Source organism: Bacteroides zhangwenhongii, from assembly GCF_009193325.2.
In the GTDB taxonomy this organism is placed as follows: domain Bacteria; phylum Bacteroidota; class Bacteroidia; order Bacteroidales; family Bacteroidaceae; genus Bacteroides; species Bacteroides zhangwenhongii.
Genome location: NZ_CP059856.1, coordinates 3413374 through 3433869 on the forward strand (window position 1 = coordinate 3413374; position 20496 = coordinate 3433869).

The 20496-nt window shown below is 41.4% G+C and carries 11 protein-coding genes; 5 read left to right on the forward strand and 6 right to left on the reverse strand.

Annotated elements, in window-relative coordinates:
• Positions 1-2: 2 nt before the first annotated feature.
• On the reverse strand, positions 3-932 hold the full coding sequence (locus GD630_RS13840) for a dihydrodipicolinate synthase family protein (protein WP_143866147.1): 930 nt from the start codon (positions 930-932) through the stop codon (positions 3-5).
• 32 nt (positions 933-964) lie between these two features.
• A complete protein-coding gene (locus GD630_RS13845; RefSeq protein ID WP_143866149.1) occupies positions 965-1969 on the reverse strand; it encodes a LacI family DNA-binding transcriptional regulator in 1005 nt (334 codons plus the stop codon).
• 695 nt (positions 1970-2664) lie between these two features.
• Between GD630_RS13845 and GD630_RS13850 the strand changes: the two genes are divergently transcribed.
• From GD630_RS13850 to GD630_RS13865, 4 genes are all read left to right on the forward strand, one after another.
• Positions 2665-3189, forward strand: coding sequence for an NUDIX hydrolase (locus GD630_RS13850; protein WP_143866150.1), 525 nt, complete (start codon positions 2665-2667; stop codon positions 3187-3189).
• Between the two features lie 174 nt (positions 3190-3363).
• Positions 3364-4674: an ATP-binding protein gene (locus GD630_RS13855; protein ID WP_143866152.1), complete on the forward strand. Its 1311-nt coding sequence runs from the start codon at positions 3364-3366 to the stop codon at positions 4672-4674.
• 23 nt (positions 4675-4697) lie between these two features.
• Complete coding sequence (locus GD630_RS13860) at positions 4698-7715, forward strand: tetratricopeptide repeat protein (RefSeq protein WP_143866154.1); 3018 nt, start codon at positions 4698-4700, stop codon at positions 7713-7715.
• A 28-nt stretch (positions 7716-7743) separates the two neighbouring features.
• Positions 7744-9471 carry a TonB-dependent receptor gene (locus GD630_RS13865; protein ID WP_143866156.1) on the forward strand — a complete coding sequence of 576 codons (1728 nt, stop codon included), beginning with the start codon at positions 7744-7746 and terminating at the stop codon, positions 9469-9471.
• Positions 9472-9853: 382 nt separating this feature from the next.
• Here GD630_RS13865 and GD630_RS13870 read toward each other — a convergent pair whose 3' ends face one another.
• Together GD630_RS13870 and GD630_RS13875 are read right to left on the reverse strand one after the other, a co-directional pair.
• Complete coding sequence (locus tag GD630_RS13870) at positions 9854-10807, reverse strand: Rpn family recombination-promoting nuclease/putative transposase (RefSeq protein WP_143866158.1); 954 nt, start codon at positions 10805-10807, stop codon at positions 9854-9856.
• A 61-nt stretch (positions 10808-10868) separates the two neighbouring features.
• Complete coding sequence (locus tag GD630_RS13875; RefSeq protein ID WP_143866159.1) at positions 10869-11471, reverse strand: HU family DNA-binding protein; 603 nt, start codon at positions 11469-11471, stop codon at positions 10869-10871.
• A gap of 395 nt (positions 11472-11866) precedes the next feature.
• Between GD630_RS13875 and topA the strand changes: the two genes are divergently transcribed.
• On the forward strand, positions 11867-14215 hold the full coding sequence (topA, locus tag GD630_RS13880) for a type I DNA topoisomerase (RefSeq protein WP_143866161.1): 2349 nt from the start codon (positions 11867-11869) through the stop codon (positions 14213-14215).
• 73 nt (positions 14216-14288) lie between these two features.
• Here the strand turns inward: topA and argS are convergent, their stop codons facing one another.
• A complete protein-coding gene (gene argS / locus GD630_RS13885) occupies positions 14289-16106 on the reverse strand; it encodes an arginine--tRNA ligase (protein WP_143866163.1) in 1818 nt (605 codons plus the stop codon).
• A 39-nt stretch (positions 16107-16145) separates the two neighbouring features.
• A complete protein-coding gene (locus GD630_RS13890) occupies positions 16146-20459 on the reverse strand; it encodes a hybrid sensor histidine kinase/response regulator transcription factor (RefSeq protein ID WP_182505772.1) in 4314 nt (1437 codons plus the stop codon).
• Between the last annotated feature and the right edge of the window lie 37 nt (positions 20460-20496).

Sequence of the window (20496 nt, forward strand, 5' to 3'; positions counted from 1 at the left end):
GTTTATCTAAGTACTACATTAATACCCAATTTCTGAAGTGCCTTCCATATCTTCTCCCTTTCGCGTTGTTCAAACTTATGAAAAGGTGCGGCAACATAATCACTACATATTCCCAATAAATTAAGAGCACATTTCAAACCCTTCAAATAGCTGGATCCATGCTGTCCTACTGTATAAATAGTGGCACTGATCTGCATAACTTTTTCCTGTAAACGTTTCAGTTCTTCCAGATTTGTATTTTTTGCGGCATTATATAACTCCACATACAATTCGGGAAACATGTTAGCCCCTCCATTTACTCCACCGTGAGCACCGAGAAGTACCGATTCCGCCATAATCTCTTCCGGACCAACCAACATAGAGAAATCCTGACGTTCTTTCAGCGCATACATTACGGACTGAAAATAAACAGCATTAGCTGAACTGTCTTTAAAACCAATAACCCTTGGATCCTCCGCTATCCTCTGAATAGTGGCAGGTGCGAAATTCACTTTTGTATGGGTAGGCATATTGTACAAAAACAACGGCAACGGTAACTGAGGTGTCAGATTCTCATAAAACTCGATCAATTCAGGCTGCCCTGCGGCAAAATAGTAAGGAGGCGCAGAAACTACAGCATCCGCTCCATTGTCTGCTGCAATACGAGCCAAGTTTACACTTTCCACAATTGAAGTGTCCGAGATACATACCAATACCGGTAAACGCCCTTTCGTTATCCGACATGTATTCTTTATCATCTCCACTCTCAATTTATAGCTTAGACTTTGGGCTTCGCCAGTAGTACCCAATACAAAAAGAGCATGTACGCCACCTGCTATCAAATGTTCTATCAATCTGTTCAGACCTTCAACATCAAGTACATCATCGTCCAATAAAGGAGTCACCAAGGGGGGAATAATCCCCGACAAAGGAGCATTCATCTTGCAATTCATAGCTAGAAAAAAAATAATTTATTAATATTTTGTTATTTAATGACAATACGGGCAGGAATAATCACCTGCATAAGTTCATCGCTTTCCTTATTTATTTTTTTCATCAATATTTCAACCGCTTTTTCACTTATTTCGGGAATAGGCTGTTCCACACAGGAAACTGGACAATAAGCTAACTTGAATTCATCCGGATTATCAAAACTAACCACCGTGAAATGTTCCGTCAATGTTGTATTTCTTTCTTTAAGAGCAATCAGCACCTGAGTCCCGATACGATTCGACGCACAATAAATTGCGTCAATCCCCATGCGTAAAAACTGATAAACCCCTTCTCTTACACTCTTTTGAAAATTAAAGAAATCAACTTCATAGAACAAAGAAGAATCAAAAGGTATATTATGTTCATCAAGCGCCTGCTTAAATCCAAGATATCGCTCCTGAAAGTTGGACAAAGTATGAGTGACCGTCATGTAAGCAATCTTTTTAAATCCTTGATCAATAATCAGGTTCGTCAACCTGTAAGTCGCGTCTTTATTATCAATCTGCACATAATCAACTGGCACCTCTTTCACTATACGGTCAATCAACACTACAGGCTTTCTATTCTTCACAATATCCATTATGATTTTTTCGCTATTTTCTGTCGGAGCTACAATTAGCCCATCCACTTGTTTTGACAAAAACATCTGTGCCGCTCTCTCAAACTTTTCCGAAGATTCATCAGAACTTGCAAACATCACTTGATAATTATATCTGGCAGCCTCTTTTTCCACACAAGAGGCTATTTTAGAAAAAAACGGATTGGAAACATCTCCAAGAATCAACCCTATTGTACGTGTTTTCCCAGTTCGTAGACCTTGGGCCAAGCCATTGGGTTGATATCCCATCTCTTTCGCCTTCCGTCTCACATTCTGTTCGACAGCCTCACTTATCCTATATTTCTTCGCTCTACCATTCAAAACCATAGATACGACAGTAGAAGAAATATTCAATTCAGCCGCAACATCACTAAGAGTTATTTTTTTTCGTTTATCCATATTATTATATTAAGGTAAAGAATAAATCAAGTTTTATTTAATAAACAACGTTTTTATAACACTTTGTACGCTCAATGATAGTGAATTACTAAACGAAATAAGAATGTGAATAAATCACAATTAATAGAGAACCCCATAAACACTTCCAATAGACTCAATAAATCTTTTCTTCAGCAATAGAATTCATAAGCATTCACCTTCCATTTCAAGCATCAGACTAGCTAATTCGTTTTAGCATAACAAGTAAAAAAAATAGCAAGCACTATATTTCTTCTTTCTTTTTATTTTTGTATCTTTGCTAAAACGATACAGCAAATATAATACTTATTCAATTCAACTATTCAAAGCGCACACTTATTTATTATATTTTAACTATGCAGTTTCATTCAAGAAGTTAACAGAGATAGGCTAACCCACAATTATTTAGCATCATTTTTATTTACATTAAAAACCAAATACAAACAGATAACAACTCCGTATAATGTTACATATTATAACAAATATAGCTTAATTACGGAGTTTGCTATGATCTATCCAATTGTAAACAGAACTGAAGTGCGATAGAAATTAAAAAAAGAAATTTACATTTCATAAACATATCCCAAGTTTTAGCAAAAAATAAAAGAAAAGCTTCACTATTTTTTCATATTTTTGTGGTCAAACAATTTTTAATTCCTATAAAGCACTTCATAATAATGAAACATCCTCTTGCCCAGTTCCTATATTGCCCTGAATGTGGTTCCTCTCATTTTGAGGTCAACAACGAGAAATCTAAAAAATGTGCAGATTGCGGCTTTGTCTATTATTTCAATCCTTCTGCTGCTACAGTAGCACTCATCTTGAATGAGAAAAATGAACTGCTTGTCTGCCGACGTGCCAAAGAGCCAGCCAAAGGGACTCTCGACCTACCCGGCGGATTCATCGATATGAATGAAACAGGCGAAGAAGGTGTTGCCCGCGAAGTACTGGAAGAAACAGGGCTGAAAGTTAAAAAAGCCGTTTACCAGTTCACACTTCCCAATATTTATATTTATTCAGGTTTTCCTGTACACACACTCGATATGTTTTTCCTCTGCACTGTAGAAGACATGAGCCATTTCTCCGCCATGGATGATGTAGCAGATTCTTTCTTCCTACCTCTCTCCGAGATTCATCCGGAAGATTTCGGACTGGATTCTATCCGGCGAGGACTTATCTTGTTTCTAGCTCAATACCGCTAAAATTATTCTATCAGTCTAATATAATACATATCTTTTTATCATCAGAGCAGTTGATCACACAACCTTAAACAATTATATCACTATAAATGAACAAAATACAACATATTGTGTTATCTTTGTAACCACCATTAATTTAATGGCCATTAAATTAACCGCCATTAAGATAGCAATAATATGAAGTTCTACGACCGAAAGAAAGAAATGGCGATACTGTATGCAGCTAAAGAGCAATCACAAACGAGCGCTTGCTTTACTGTAATGACCGGACGCCGACGAATCGGAAAAACAGCTCTACTCTTAGAGGCTGTCAAAGACACCCGATTCGTATATATATTTGTAGCAAGAAAGAGTGAAGTCCTGCTTTGCGCACAATATCAACCTGTCATTGAGGAAACACTTGGCATTCGTATCTATGGAGAAATCAGAGAGTTCGCACAACTCTTTGAACTACTGATGCAACATTCCCAAAAGGAAAATTTCACATTAATCATTGACGAATTTCAAGAATTTCTCTATATCAATCCGTCTATCGTCAGCGACATACAACGTATCTGGGATCAATATCACGCAACTTCCAGAATCAATTTCATTGTATGCGGTTCCGTTTATTCAATGATGAAAAGAATATTCGAAGACCGCAAGGAGCCACTATACGGACGCCTTACCGCCCGAATTTCTCTGCATCCATTCACCACCACCGTCATCAAAGAGATTCTGGCAGACCATGCCCCTCAATTCACATCGGAAGATTTGCTTTGCCTGTATTTGCTGACAGGTGGAGTAGCCAAATACATCACCCTATTGATGGAAGCGAAAGCATTTAATAAAAATGCCATGATAAATTATGCGCTTTCCGAAGGCTCACCATTTCTGACAGAAGGCAAAGACATGTTGATTTCCGAGTTCGGGAAAGACTATGCCAATTATTTTTCTATCCTATCTCTCATTGCGGAAGGAAAAACAACACAACGAGAGATTGATTCCATCATCAATAAAAACACTGGTTCCTATTTAGCCAACCTTGAGGATGAATATTCATTAATCAAAAAAGTGAAGCCGATGTTCGCTAAACCTAATAGTCGTGCTACCCGTTATTGCCTGCAAGACAATTTTCTACGATTCTGGTTTCGCTTCATCTTCCCAAACAACGCAGTACTGGAAATGGGGAAAAACCATTTACTGATAAAATATGTAGAAAAGAACTACGAACAATACAGCGGCCTACTGTTAGAAAAATATTTCCGTGAACGTATCGCTGAAGAAGAAGAAGTTACCGACGTAGGTAACTATTGGGACAAAAACGGAGAAAATGAAATAGACCTGATTGCCCTCAACCGGTTTAACAAAACAGCACTTATCGGAGAAGTAAAAAGAAATTCGAGAAAAATAAGTATCCCGGCATTGGAAAAGAAAGGAGAAACTTTACATAAAGAATTAAATGATTATAAAATAACTTTCAAAGGATTCTCATTGAAAGATATGTAGTACTTTTGCATAAACACCCGATTATGAAAAAAGAAATTACTAGACTCATTTGTGCGGCTATCTGCTGCACACCTATTATAGGATTTGCTCAGACAAGTGATAAGTTCACTTCGACCGACAACCTTTATAAAGAAGGGAAAGAACTTTTCCAGGAAAAAAATTATGCAGCCGCCCTGCCGGCACTGAAAGCATTTGTAAAACAAAAGCCAGCCGCCAGCCTTCTTCAAGACGCAGAATACATGCTGGCCAGTTCCGCTTATGAACTGAAAGACAAGAACCGGATCGAAATCCTGCGCAAGTATCTCGACCGCTATCCGGACACTCCTTACGCCAACCGTATTTATGCACTATTAGCCTCCTGCTATTTCTATGAAGGAAAATACGACGAAGCACTGGCACTCTTCAACTCTGCCGACCTCGGTCTACTGGGTAATGAGGAACGGGATGACTGCACTTACCAATTGGCTACCTGTTATCTAAAAACCGATAATCTGCGAGAAGCAGCAATTTGGTTTGAAACATTGCGCGCCAACAGTCCTAAATATGCCAAAGACTGTGATTATTCTCTCTCTTATATCCGCTATACGCAAAAACGCTATAACGAAGCACTGAAAGGTTTCCTACCGTTACAGGACGATTCGAAGTACAAGGCACTTGTCCCCTACTACATTGCCGAAATTTATGCACAGCTAAAAAATTATGATAAGGCACAGATTGTAGCTCAGAATTATTTATCAGTTTATCCAAATAACGAGCATGCCGCAGAGATGTATCGCATTCTGGGAGATGCCTACTATCACTTCGGACAATATCACCAAGCTGTAGAAGCATTCAACAATTACCTGAACAAAGATCATTCGGCTCCACGCCGCGATGCTCTTTATATGTTAGGGCTCTCCTACTATCAAACGAAAGTCTATTCCAAAGCAGCCGAAACATTAGGCAAGGTCACAACTGCCAATGATGCCCTTACTCAAAATGCATACCTCCACATGGGGCTCTCTTATCTGCAACTGGCAGAAAAAAGCAAAGCCCGCATGGCTTTCGAACAGGCAGCCGCCTCCAGTGCTAATATGCAAATCAAGGAACAGGCAGCCTACAATTACGCTCTTTGCCTGCATGAAACTTCCTTCTCCGCTTTCGGCGAATCCGTCACTGCCTTCGAGAAGTTCCTGAATGAATTCCCGACTTCTCCTTACGCTGAAAAAGTCAGCAGCTATTTGGTAGAAGTTTACATGAATACCCGCAGTTATGATGCAGCCCTGAAATCCATCGACCGGATAGCCAAGCCAAGTGCGCAAATATTGGAAGCCAAACAGAAAATATTGTTTCAGTTAGGTACACAGTCCTTCGCCAATGCCAACTTTGAACAAGCCTTGAAATACCTGAATCAATCCATAGCTATCGGACAATACAACCGTCAGACGAAAGCAGACGCGTATTATTGGTGCGGAGAATCCTACTATCGCCTCAACCGTATGACGGAAGCCGCACGTGACTTCAATGCATATCTGCAACTGACAACCCAACCCAACAACGAAACGTATGCACTTGCCAATTACAATTTAGGATACATCGCTTTTCACCGAAAAGATTATTCCCAGGCAAGTAACTACTTCCAAAAATATATCCGGCTGGAGAAAGGAGAAAATACAACCGCACTTGCCGATGCCTACAACCGTGTCGGCGACTGTTACCTACACGTACGCAATTTCGAAGAGGCCAAGCATTATTATTCACAAGCCGAACAAATGAATACTCCCTCCGGAGACTATTCTTTCTATCAATTGGCTCTTGTGTCCGGGCTACAGAAAGATTATTCCGGCAAAATCACCCTACTGAACCGCCTGGTAGGAAAATATCCGGCTTCTCCATACGCTGTGAATGCCATTTATGAAAAAGGACGGTCGTATGTGCTGATGGATAACAATAACCAGGCTATTACTTCCTTTAAAGAACTAATGAACAAATATCCGGAAAGCCCTGTCAGCAGAAAAGCCGCTGCAGAAATCGGTTTGCTGTATTATCAAAAGGATGATTACAACCAGGCAATCGAAGCCTATAAACAAGTTATCGAAAAATATCCGGGCAGTGAAGAAGCCCGGATGGCTATGCGCGATCTAAAATCGATCTATGTAGATCTCAACCGCATCGATGAATTTGCTGCTCTTGCCAATGCCATGCCGGGACATATCCGCTTCGATGCCAATGAGCAGGACTCTCTGACATATACTGCCGCAGAAAAAATCTATATGCGGGGACGACTGGAAGAAGCAAAAACAAGTTTCAACAAATACTTGCAGACTTTCCCGGAAGGAGCTTTCAGCTTGAACGCACATTACTATCTTTGCTTGATCGGAAGCGAACAGAAGAACTATGATATGATTCTTATCCATTCCGGAAAGCTATTGGAATACCCTAACAACCCATTTGCAGAAGAAGCTCTTATTCTTCGTGCCGAAGTACAGTTCAATCAGCAACAGACTGCAGACGCTTTGACCAGCTATAAAATGCTGAAAGAGAAAGCAACTAATGTGGAACGCCGCCAGCTTGCTGAAACCGGAGTACTTCGTTGCGCTTTTCTACTGAGAGACGACATCGAAACAATTCATGCCGCTACCGACTTGCTGGCAGAAGCCAAACTTAGTCCGGAGCTAAGAAACGAAGCCCTTTATTATCGCGCCAAAGCATATACCAAGCAGAAAGCCGATAAAAAAGCTGTGGATGATTTGCGTGAGTTAGCCAAAGATACACGTAATGCATATGGAGCTGAAGCCAAATATCTGGTGGCACAATCGCTTTACGATGCAAAAGAATACAACGCCGCCGAGAAAGAACTTCTCAACTACATAGAGCAAAGTACACCACACGCTTATTGGCTGGCACGCAGTTTTGTCCTTTTGTCCGATGTATATGCCGCCATGGGCAAAAACTTGGATGCACGCCAATACCTGTTGAGTCTGCAACAGAATTATCAAGGCAACGATGACATCGCAACTATGATCGAAAGCAGACTGAGCAAATTGAAAGTTAAAAATTGAAAGTTGAGAACTAAAATATAAAACTAAAATGAAACGATCTTTTTATATAATAGGTGGAATCACATTGGCAATCTCCATGCCATCCCATCTCCTAGCCCAAACGACACAGCCGAAAGATACGACCATGAATCGTACCGTCGTTGTGGAACAAGAATACAATCCGGACATCACGGATGCTTCCAAAGTGAACGTCCTGCCTAAAGTCGAAGAACCGACTGTCAGCAAAAAAGAAGTGGAATATGCCACTACATTCTTTCCGGCAACTTCCGTTCCGGCAGGGTTGATGAATCCTTATACCGGAAAAGAAATACAACCCGGAAGCGCCCCCGGATATGTACGTGCCGGTTACGGCAATTTAGGCAATCTGGACATCCTCGCCAATTATCTATTCCGTCTGTCGAAGAAAGACAAGCTGAATGTACGTTTTCAAATGGACGGTATGGATGGGAAGTTGACTCTCCCTTACACAGACGGCGAAAAATGGAATGCTTTCTACTACCGCACACGTGCCAATGTGGATTATACGCACCAGTTCAATAAATTAGACTTGAATATTGCAGGAAACTTCGGGCTAAGCAACTTCAACTTCCTGCCGGGAAGCGTCAACAGCAAGCAGAAATTCACCTCCGGTGACTTCCATGCGGGTATTCATTTCATTGATGAGACTGCACCACTGCGTTTCAATGCAGAAACGAACCTGTTGATGTACGAACGCCAACACAATATGATCAGTGAAAATGATGCAAATACAGCCATCAAGGAAACAATCATACGCACCAAAGGTGATGTCACAGGAGCCATCAACGATCAACAATCCGTTACTATCGCATTGGAAATGAATAATCTTTTATACAGTGGATACACTAAGAACCCATCTACGGGAGATGAATATTTCAAGAACTATACGACTCTACTTGTGAATCCATATTATGAGTTGAATAATGACGATTGGAAATTACACATCGGAGCCAATATAGATTTATCTTTCGGATTCGACAAGTCATTCCGTATTTCACCGGATGTCACTGCACAATACATATTCTCTGATAGTTACATTGTTTATGCAAAAGCAACTGGCGGTAAGAAACTGAATGATTTCCGAAGGCTGGAAAGCCTTTGTCCATACGGAGACTCTTACTTTTCAACAACATCTGCCGAATCAAGCAACCGCCGTCCTTATGACACGTATGAACAACTGAACGCTAGTCTAGGACTGAAAGCCAGCCCCTATCCAGGTATATGGTTCCAACTGTTCGGTGGATACCAGAATTTAAAGAATGACTTGCTTTACTCCTATTCAAGCTTGTCCGATACAAGCATCGGAACAGTAAGTACCATGCTCGCTTTCACACAAATACACACCGATAATGTCTATGTCGGCATAAAATTAACTTATGACTACAAAGATGTACTGTCCCTGTCCGCCCATTACATATACCGCAACTGGAACAGTGACAATAACGAATATCTACTTGCCGTAAAGCCTGAAAATGAAGCATCCATCTCTCTCAACGTACATCCCACCTCTGCACTCCAACTGAATGCCGGTTTTGATTACATCAGCCGCAAGGAGGAAGCAACATCTTTCAATATGTCAGATATTAGCGATCTGCATATCGGAGCCAGCTATAATGTATTCAAAGGAGTATCCATTTATGCGCAAGTACATAACCTGCTGAACAAGAAATATCAATATTATTTGGGCTATCCCGCCGAAGGATTCAACTTCTTAGGAGGACTGAGTTTCCGGTTCTAAGATAAAGGAAAAGAGGGTGTCAAAACGTAATTTGATGAAAGGACAACTTTTAATCTGAAACTTGACTCCCTAAATCAATGATGAAAAGAGCCATATCATTACTCAAAAACAGAGTTTGATATGGCTCTTTTATAATTGTTAGTTACAATCTGTAACTTTTTAGAGTGGTCATTTTAGTTTTGACACCCTCTTTACAAACCAAAACAATCTTCAATTATTTTGTTATCCTTATAACAAATCCACCATAGAAAATATAAATCTGATTGCCTTTGTTTCCGTGCAATATATATCCAAACAAGAGAGCATCCCAATCGTCCTGATATAAAATCAGGATAATTCAGATAAGACACACTAAATTTATAAGAAAAGCCATCAATGATAACTAAATTTTCAAATCACGTATTTCTTCTATTGTCAGACCAGTTACCTGTGAGATAGTATCAAGAGGTATATTCAAAGACTTCATATTTCGTGCCATTTCTTTCTTTTCCTCCTCACGTCCTTTCGCAAGCCCTTCTTCAAGTCCTTCTGCACGACCCTCTGCACGACCCTCTGCACGACCCTCTGCACGACCCTCTGCACGTTCCGTAAATATATTATCTCTCAATATTACAATATTATCCAAATGCCGATAATAAGCTTCAAGTTCGGTTTTCGTCATTTTGTCAAGTTTCAATCGCTCGCGAGCCTCCTCCAGTCCCGGTGCTGTGGCGCTATCGGGGATATCACCTGTATTCAAATAACATATCCATTCTTCCAACGGGCTCTTGGCTACCTGATTGAAATCATTCACTTTCAATATATAATATTCCGGATAAAGTTGACTCACAGCATCTACCTTGAACGTTTGTCTCTGAAAAGGAGTCAACTCCAGCACATCATTCTGATGAATACCTCTGAACTCCGTTTTTCCGTGATAAACTGTATCCTTTCCGCTACCTAATGAAAAATAGACAATATTGATACTATATATTTTACGTACTTTATCATAGCCTTCTCCACGATTAATGTATTCGGTCACCAACTTGGAAGTGCCGAACAGCATACGTTGAAAATAAGCGTACTCATTATTATTCTGAACTTCGATCAGAATAAGCTCTCCCTTAGAGTTTTCGGCAAGCATATCTACCCGATTATACTTGTCAAACTCGTCCTCTTGATTGCTTTCGCTTTCCAACAACTTCTGAATAACAATTTTCTCATTGAGAAGTGTTGTCAAAAAGCCCTCAAGAACTGCAAAATTGGCTTTATTACGCAATAAGCGCTTCATAGCCCAATCGAAACGAATATAATTACTTGCCATAGACTCGTCTCCTTTCTCGTTATCTTTTTTCATGCAAACAAAGGTAAGCAGAAAATGTTTAATATCAAGTATATATATCCAATAAAATGATTTACTATACCTTTATATATACTACCGAACGCCCCACTCCATACTTCTTCAAGACACCTTGTTCGATGAAAGCATTAATATCCTGCAATGCCTGTGTTTTCGTTTTTCCAACGAGCAGGGCATAATCCTGCCGATTAATGCATGGGTGCTCTTTTAGAAACCTTTCTAACCGTTGCAGGCACTTTTCCTCTGGCAACGGATTTTTCACACGAAAGGGTGAATGATAACGCTGTAATTCAAGACCACTCTCAATATCCTTCTTAAATTGGCGATTCACACGAAAATTAATATCTTTCAGAGATATAGACGGCGAACGCAATTCTTTTGCCTCCTTCACCTTCTTGTCAACACCCAACGAAAGGCTAAAATAACCGATATCCCCTAATTCAATAGAGAATCCTTTTAAAAGCAAATGCCTCAATTCTTTTGATATAGCCTCTATGATACCCACCACCTGCGCATGGGGCATATGCTGAAGCGTAGTCACTTGTTCTACAAATTCTTCGGCTGTATAACTTCCCTTCAACACTACACGTGCATGTAAAGGCAACTCTTCTCCATTCTTGTCCGGATTCGGAGTTTCATAAAGATCATAATTCACGCTCATTACCAACAAGTCTTTAATTAAAGAAAGGCTATTTCGCTCTTCCTATATATTATTTATTCAGTCTACTATCCTATTTTCGTTTGACAGTTGTCAAGTGATAGATTTACATCTGTTGAACTATCGCTTGACAACTGTCAAACGAAAACCCACTTAGTAACGTGACAAATATACGTAGAATATATAGCATTTATCCATACTAACTAATATATAATTTCATCTAGCAACCAATTTGGAACACTCGTCAATAACGGAATAAACAAGCAATCTTAAAATTCCCTCAGAGCATAAATCTTAAGATTTTATTAAATTCTCCTTATAATATAAGGTAAGGAGAATCTTTTTTTTTACTTTTGTCCCCAAATATTATGGTACAAGCCATTCTAAAAGAAAGAATTATGCAGAAAAACCTTGTCATTGTCGAGTCTCCGGCAAAAGCAAAAACGATCGAGAAGTTTCTTGGGAAAGATTTCAAGGTCCTTTCAAGTTATGGACATATACGCGATCTGAAGAAAAAAGAATTCAGCATTGACGTAAAGAAGGACTTCAAACCCGACTACGAAATTCCGGCAGACAAAAAGGCTCTGGTTAGTACACTGAAAGCAGAAGCAAAAAGCGCAGAAACCGTATGGCTCGCATCCGATGAGGACCGCGAGGGGGAGGCTATTGCCTGGCATCTGTACGAAGTCTTAAAACTAAAACCTGAAAACACCAAACGAATCGTATTTCATGAAATTACAAAGAGCGCAATCTTAAAAGCGATCGAACAACCACGCGATATTGATCTCAACCTCGTAAATGCACAACAGGCACGACGGATTCTGGACCGTATCGTAGGTTTCGAACTTTCACCTGTACTTTGGAGAAAAGTAAAACCGGCCCTCTCTGCCGGACGTGTTCAGTCGGTTGCTGTTCGTCTGATTGTAGAGCGTGAACGTGAAATACATGCCTTCAAGACAGAAGCCGCTTATCGCGTCACCGCCATATTCCTCGTTCCAGACACAGATGGCAAGTCGGTGGAGATGAAAGCGGAACTGACACGTCGCATCAAGACGAAAGAAGAAGCAAAAGCTTTCCTCGAAGCTTGTCAGGGAGCCACTTTTACAATCGAAGATATCACTACCCGTCCGGTAAAGAAAACACCTCCTGCACCGTTCACCACTTCTACATTGCAACAGGAAGCTGCACGTAAATTGGGATACACCGTTGCGCAGACCATGATGCTTGCACAACGCCTGTACGAATCGGGATTTATCACTTATATGCGTACAGACTCTGTCAACCTTTCGGATTTTGCAACAATAGGAAGCAAAGAGGCTATCATTAAAATGATGGGAGAAAACTACGTACATCCCCGTCACTTTGAGACAAAGACCAAAGGTGCACAGGAAGCTCATGAGGCTATCCGCCCTACCTATATGGAAAACCAATCCATCGAAGGGTCAGCACAGGAAAAGAAATTGTACGACTTGATATGGAAACGTACCATCGCTTCCCAGATGGCAGATGCGGAGCTGGAAAAGACAACTGCTACAATCAGCATAAGCGGTAACAAAGATGTATTCACAGCTACCGGCGAAGTGATCAAGTTCGACGGATTCCTGCATGTATACCGTGAGTCCTACGATGATGACAATGAACAGGAAGATGAAAGCCGCTTATTACCTCCTTTGAAAAAAGGCCAGCGACTGGAATACGGCCCTATCATCGCAACCGAACGGTTCACTCAACGCCCGCCACGCTACACGGAAGCAAGTCTTGTGCGCAAACTGGAAGAATTGGGTATCGGACGTCCGTCTACGTACGCTCCGACAATTTCTACTATCCAACAACGTGAATATGTGGAGAAAGGAAACAAAGATGGGGAAGAACGCCTGTTCAACGTATTAACCCTGAGAGAAAATCAGATTAAAGACGAAAATCATACTGAAATAACCGGTGCGGAAAAAGCGAAATTATTTCCTACGGACACAGGTATCGTAGTCAATGATTTCCTCACTGAATATTTCCCGAACATTCTGGATTACAACTTCACAGCCAGTGTAGAAAAGGAATTTGACGAAATTGCAGAAGGAGAAGCGCAATGGACTTCCATCATGAAAACTTTTTATGATAAGTTCCACCCGTCTGTAGAAAACACTCTGGCTATCAAGACTGAACATAAGGTAGGAGAACGCATATTGGGCGAAGATCCGGTAAGTGGCAAACCTGTTTCAGTTAAGATTGGACGTTTCGGTCCTGTCGCACAGATCGGCACGGCAGATGATGAAGAAAAGCCTCGCTTTGCGCAAATGAAGAAAGGGCAGTCTATGGAAACCATTACATTGGAAGAGGCACTGGAATTGTTCAAATTACCCCGTACATTAGGCGAATACGAAGGAAAAACAGTAAGTGTGGGTGTGGGGCGTTTCGGTCCTTATGTTTTACATAACAAGGTATATGTATCTCTGCCGAAAGCAGCCGATCCGATGACCATCACTTTGGAAGAAGCGGAGCAACTAATTCTGGAAAAACGCCAGAAGGAGATGGAACGTCACCTCAAGAAGTTTGAAGAAGAACCGGAACTTGAAATTCTGAACGGACGTTACGGACCTTATATCACTTACAAAGGTTCCAACTATAAGATTCCCAAAGATATTGTTCCACAGGATTTGACATTGAAAAGTTGCTTGGAACTAATCAAGGCACAGAACGAAAAAGAGCCTGGTACAACCAAGAAAAAGAAAACGGCTCCAAAGAAAAAATAAACGGAAAAAAGGTGTTGCAATGATTATCAGAGCAACACCTTTTTCCGTTTATAACATATTGTTCAAGAGAATATTACATTCTGGCAGGAACTTCAATACCCAGCAGTCCCATTCCTAAACGAACGACTTTAGCCACATTGGCAGAAAGAGCGATACGGAATACTTTCACCGCTTCATTCTCTTCACGTAAAATGCTGAAGTCATGATAGAACTGATTATATTCTTTCACCAAATCGTATGTATAGTTGGCAATAATAGACGGGCTGTAATCTTCACCGGCCTGCTTCACAACGGCTGCAAAATCAGCTACCATCTGAATCAGTCCTTCTTCCTTTTCACTCAATTCGATTCCTGCCGGGATTTGTTCGGGAACAACAATGCCGGATTCGGCCGCTTTCCGCAGAACCGATTGGATACGCGCGTAGGTATATTGTATGAACGGTCCTGTATTACCATTGAAATCAATGGATTCTTTCGGATTGAATGTCATATTCTTACGGGCATCAACCTTGAGAATAAAGTATTTCAAAGCACCCAGCCCCACAATACGGGCGATATCATCCGCTTCTTCCTGTGTCAAGCCATCCAACTTGCCAAGTTCCTGTGAAGTTTCTTTAGCGGTAGCGATCATCTCTTCCATCAAATCGTCGGCATCCACTACTGTACCCTCACGGGATTTCATCTTACCTTCCGGCAATTCCACCATTCCGTAAGAGAAATGCACCAGACTCTTTCCCCACTCAAAACCCAATTTATCGAGCAAGATAGAAAGTACCTGGAAGTGATAATTCTGCTCATTACCCACAACGTAAATCATCTTGTCAATCGGATAATCAGCGAAACGAAGTTTGGCCGTACCAATATCCTGCGTCATGTAGACAGAAGTTCCGTCACCACGAAGAAGCAGTTTGTGATCCAATCCTTCGGCAGTCAGGTCCGCCCATACTGAACCATCTTCTTTCTTGAAGAAGAAACCCTTCTCGAGCCCTTCCATCACCTTCTCTTTTCCTTCGAGGTAAGTATTGGATTCATAATATATCTTGTCGAAGCCGACACCCATCATCTTGTAAGTCTCATCAAATCCTGCATATACCCAGTTGTTCATCATCTCCCACAATCCGCGTACTTCCGGGTCACCGGCTTCCCACTTCACCAACATCTCACGGGCTTCCTGCATCAACGGAGATTCCGCTTCGGCTTTCGCCTTCGCTTCTTCATCGTTCATCCCCTGAGCTGTAAATTGAGCCATCAGTTCCTTCACTTCGGCTTTATAATGCTTATCGAAAGATACATAGTAGTCACCCACTAGATGATCGCCCTTCTTGCCCGAAGTCTCAGGTGTTTCACCGTTTCCGTATTTCTTCCATGCCAACATGGATTTACAGATATGGATACCACGGTCGTTTACAATATTGGTTTTAACCACCTTATTGCCGTTCGCAGCCACAATGTTAGCCAATGCGTTACCTAAAAGGTTATTGCGCACATGTCCCAAGTGAAGCGGTTTGTTCGTATTCGGAGAAGAATACTCAATCATCACCAATGGAGAAGTCTCGGTAGCCTGCACCAACCCGTACTGTTCATCGGCTTGAATCTCATTGAGCAACTCAATCCATGTAGCCGACGCAATAGTCAGGTTCAAGAACCCTTTTATCACATTAAAAGCAGCTACAGCCGGTTCGTTGGCTTTCAGATACTCACCGATCTCCTGGGCTGTCTGCTCCGGTCCTTTTCTTGACATTTTCAGGAAAGGGAACACGACCAGAGTCAGATGTCCTTCAAATTCTTTCTTCGTTTTTTGCAACTGCACCATCTTTTCAGGGACTTCCTGACCGTAGAGTGCTTTGAGTCCGTTGATGACGGACGCTACAAGTTTATCTTCTATCTTCATATTTACAATTATTTTCTGCGTACAAAGATACAGGATAATTTATAAAGGTTGCTCTTCTGAAGAAGAATTATTCTTCGCACCACGCTGATATATAGAAGGTGAGACTCCGAATTGCATCTTAAAACGTCTGCTAAAATAGAACGGATCATCGATACCTACCCGATAGGAAACCTCAGCCACTGTCAAATTTTCACCGGAAAGCAACAGTTCCGCAGCCTTTTTCATACGGATGATACGCAAGTATTCGTTAGGAGCATAACCGGTTACCCCTCGTATTTTCTTGTAAAATGCGGTACGCCCCATCTTCATTAGTGAAGCAAATTCATCAATAGTCAGTTCCGGTCGGGAAAGATGTTTCTCCAAAACAAGATTCAGACGATCGGCAAATTCCTTATCCCTGTCTGTAGAACAGACTGCCGGACGCATAATTCCCGGCTCATTCAAGTACTTCTCACGCAGCTTGTCACGCTGTTCGATCAATTGGAATACACGTGCCAACAGTAACTTAATGCTGAACGGTTTAGGAATATAAGCATCCGCACCGGACTCTATACCTTCCAGATATTTCTCCGGCGAACTCAAAGCAGTCAGCAGAATAATGGGAATATGACTCGTATCAAAGTCCGACTTCAACTTCTTTGTGACCTCAAAGCCTGTCATTCCTGGCATTAGAACATCGCAGATAATCAGATCTGCATCATAGGAACGTGCCTTCTCGAAACCGGATGTACCGTCGGCAGCCACTTCTACTTCAAAATAAGCCCCGATCTCCTCTTTCAAGAACTGGCGGATATCATTATCATCCTCTATTATCAATATCTTCCGTTTATTCAACGGATTTTCTACTTTCCCAAACTCCTGCAGTTCACGTTCTTCCTCCCCGAAATCGTTCCCCCCTGCCCAATGGACATCATGTGCATTGGCTTCTCTCAGCAACGCATTATTCGCAACAAGAAAATCTTTTTCTTCATAGACTGATTTGTCCGTCGGAACAGAGACAGTGAATACAGAGCCACCACCCTCGTTATCCGCATACTTGATTGTTCCCTTATGAACCTGCACCAATTCATGAGTCAGATGTAGTCCTACACCGATACTGTCGCCAGAGAAACTGCTTTGCATAAAACGTTTGAACAACTCAGCCTGTTTTTCTTTAGGTATTCCAACTCCGGTATCCGAAACCTGTATCTGTAGCATTTTCTTCACTTCATCCACAGTGACGGATAAAACAATACACCCATTGGAAGGAGTATATTTAAAGGCATTCGACAACAGGTTATAAGTCACCTTATCCAGATTTCCCTTATCAATAAACATCTTATAGGAAGGAACAGAAGGATTAAACCGGAAATCCATCTTCTTCTGTTCGGCTATATCACCAAAACTCAGGAAAATCTCATAAAGAAAAGCTACCACATCTGTCTCTTCCAACGACAAAGCCAATTTATTATTCTGCATTTTGCGGAATTCCAATAATTGATTAATCAGCCTCAACATACGCTGCGTACTCTTATCCATCGTCTTTAAAGGATGCACCAATTCTTTAGGGATATCACTGATACGCTGTATCCGTTCCAACGCACCTTGAATCAACGTAAGCGGAGTGCGGAACTCATGAGAAATATTTGTAAAAAAGACCAGTTTGTACTCAGTCAACTGTTTCTCCACACTGATACGATTTCGCAAACGGCTGAAATTACGGACAACCCGGTAAGTAAAGTACAGAGCGACCATGACCAACAAAGCATAACAGAGGAAAGCCCATCCTGTTTTCCAGAACGGAGGCTTGATCACAATAGTCAGAGTTGTCTCCTTATCATTCCAAATACCAGCCTCATTGCAAGACTTCACATGCAGGATATACGTTCCGGGATTCAGATATTTATAGGAAGCAAAATTAAGTGAGGAAGGAGCACTCCATTCCTTGTCGTAGTTTTCAAGCCAATACATATATTTAGCCTGTCCGCTATCAGAATAATCGAAGGTAGAGAAGTCTATCAGGAAAGAATTCTGAAAATATTTAAGTTCCATTCTGTCGGAGTAAGCCAGCGAATGTGTTAATGGAGAGTCCGTAGTTCCGGGAACTACTTGAATCCCATTGACATATAAATCCGTAAGAACCACCGGCAAGAAGGATTCATTGCTTTTTATCTGCTCGGGATCAATAATAGTCAGTCCGTAATTCGTACCGAACAGCAATCTGCCATCCGCCCCCACGTATGCACAATTCTCACTATATACATTACTCAATGTATACGAAGAGAAGAAGTAGTTGTCGAACGACTTCGTATCCGGATCAAACTTGGAGATTCCATATTCAGTTGCAATCCAGAGTTTTCCATGCTTATCCTCCAGAATGGACTGGACTACATTATTGACCAGCCCTTCATTTACTCCATAATGTTCATATCTCAGTACATTATAGTTATCTTCCGGTTGGCAGAGATTAAGCCCCATCCCCGAAGTTCCGGTCCATATCCGTCCCTTACTATCTTGAAAAATACATTTTATCTCATTACTACAAAACTTTCCGTTCGTATGGCTGAACCAATGATAATTTTCAGGGTCGGCAATTAAAGAATCCGGATGGAAGATACAAATCCCCTCACTAGTTCCCATCCATATCATCCCATTCTTATCTTCCTGAAATGCACGGACCATCTGTACCCCATATCTCCCCTGAAAAAAATGCCGGAACTTATAGGTACCCTCCGAAGCAGGCTCCGCCAGATCAAGCCCGCCCCCAAATGTCCCGATCCACATCCGGTCCTTAGCATCCCGACAAATAGCAAATATATTATTGTTGGATAGTGTCGTAAGATCCAGCTTATCATGCCTATACCAATCCTCTCCTATCTTCAGTCCTTCGCCACGTGTTCCCATCCAAAGCTTTCCTCCGGCATCCTTCTCCATCGCATAAATGTTCGATTGGTAATAGGTTTTATCCATCTTCCGGTTGAAATACGCATCATAAGTAAAAAGACCACCTTTACGAGTAGTAATTCCGATATCACCATTCGGCATTTCCTCTATCATACGTATAGCATTAGAACGGTCGAACAGCTCCGGACTTTCCGGATAAATACGGGTAGTCCCTTCATTCAAAACCGAAATGCGGGCTACTCCCGAATATTCGGAACTCACCCATATTCCTCCTGCCCGGTCCTCCATAACAAACAACAGGAAATCAGAATTGATATAACTGTTTTCAGTAATACCTGCTGCAAAATGTTCCAGCTTGTCTTCAATAGGATCATAAGCAAACAGCCCGTTTCCATAAGTCGAGATCCAAATGATTCCTCGAGAATCATGAACAATATGATAGCGTTCAAAATCAATATGGTCGAGTTTATCCTCCGGTATAAACTGAAAAGATTTCACTTTACCGGTGGCTGCGGAAATGTAATGAACACATCCCGTGCGGTTATAAATCCAGTAGTCTCCACGATTGTCACAAATCACTTCTCCTTTTTTTATATCCAAATGAGTGTCAGGAGTCAACGTATATTTTACGAGATCATAATTATACACCCCCGTACTGGTAAGTATCACCCATTTATCTTTAATACGAAAATCATCCGTAAGAGACATCTTTCCGGCAACCGCAGAAAGTGCAGCTTGTTTCAGCAGTTCCTGAGTCTTTTCCTGATAAGAATAAATATCTCCATTTTCTGTAAGGAAATAAACTCTATCCCCATTAGCCAGCATAGAGACAAAATGTAAGGCACGGTCTACGATCTTAACCTCACCGTCTACGACCAAAGCCAACCCCCGTTTCGTGCCGATCCAAATACGTCCGTCATTATCCTCGCGTACAAAGTTCACCCGATTATCCGGTAAGTTTCCCGCTTCCGTCTTAAATACAGTAGAAGTCAATATCCCCTCTTCTTGATGTATAACTCTTCTAACTCCGTTATCCGGATGCCACAACCAGACATCTCCACAAGAAGCCAGGAATAGTTTCGAATAATTCCGGTCCTGATCCTCCGGTTCCATATATTCTACAAAACACGCCTTCTGCAGATCATAGCAGCTATACAGACGAACAGTAGTTCCCATCCACAGAAAACCATGTTTATCTTCGGTGATATTAAAGATCCGGTTATCTGCCAACGATGGCTTCCCATCATTTCCCGGTTGGAAAGTCAGAAAAGAATTACCGTCATAGCGGCTTAATCCGTTCAATGTGCCAAGCCACAAGAAGCCTTTGCTATCCTGGTACATATACCGTACGGAGTTACTGGGCAATCCATCACTCGTTTTCATCTGGCGGGAACGTAATTCAATACCCGCATAGGTATTAAGAACAGAGATTAGAAACAAAATAAAAGCGAACAGGAATCTTTTCTTCATCATAGATTTCAAGATTAATAATAAATGTCTAACAAAA

Bases quoted from the DNA above. Each gene is read 5' to 3' on its own strand.
- GD630_RS13860 (WP_143866154.1), top strand. From the start codon at position 4,698: ATGAAAAAAGAAATTACTAGACTCATTTGTGCGGCTATCTGCTGCACA.
- GD630_RS13890 (WP_182505772.1), bottom strand. From the start codon at position 20,459: ATGAAGAAAAGATTCCTGTTCGCTTTTATTTTGTTTCTAATCTCTGTT.
- GD630_RS13855 (WP_143866152.1), top strand. From the start codon at position 3,364: ATGAAGTTCTACGACCGAAAGAAAGAAATGGCGATACTGTATGCAGCT.
- argS (WP_143866163.1), bottom strand. From the start codon at position 16,106: ATGAAGATAGAAGATAAACTTGTAGCGTCCGTCATCAACGGACTCAAA.
- GD630_RS13840 (WP_143866147.1), bottom strand. From the start codon at position 932: ATGAATTGCAAGATGAATGCTCCTTTGTCGGGGATTATTCCCCCCTTG.
- GD630_RS13870 (WP_143866158.1), bottom strand. From the start codon at position 10,807: ATGAAAAAAGATAACGAGAAAGGAGACGAGTCTATGGCAAGTAATTAT.
- topA (WP_143866161.1), top strand. From the start codon at position 11,867: ATGCAGAAAAACCTTGTCATTGTCGAGTCTCCGGCAAAAGCAAAAACG.
- GD630_RS13865 (WP_143866156.1), top strand. From the start codon at position 7,744: ATGAAACGATCTTTTTATATAATAGGTGGAATCACATTGGCAATCTCC.
- GD630_RS13875 (WP_143866159.1), bottom strand. From the start codon at position 11,471: ATGAGCGTGAATTATGATCTTTATGAAACTCCGAATCCGGACAAGAAT.
- GD630_RS13850 (WP_143866150.1), top strand. From the start codon at position 2,665: ATGAAACATCCTCTTGCCCAGTTCCTATATTGCCCTGAATGTGGTTCC.
- GD630_RS13845 (WP_143866149.1), bottom strand. From the start codon at position 1,969: ATGGATAAACGAAAAAAAATAACTCTTAGTGATGTTGCGGCTGAATTG.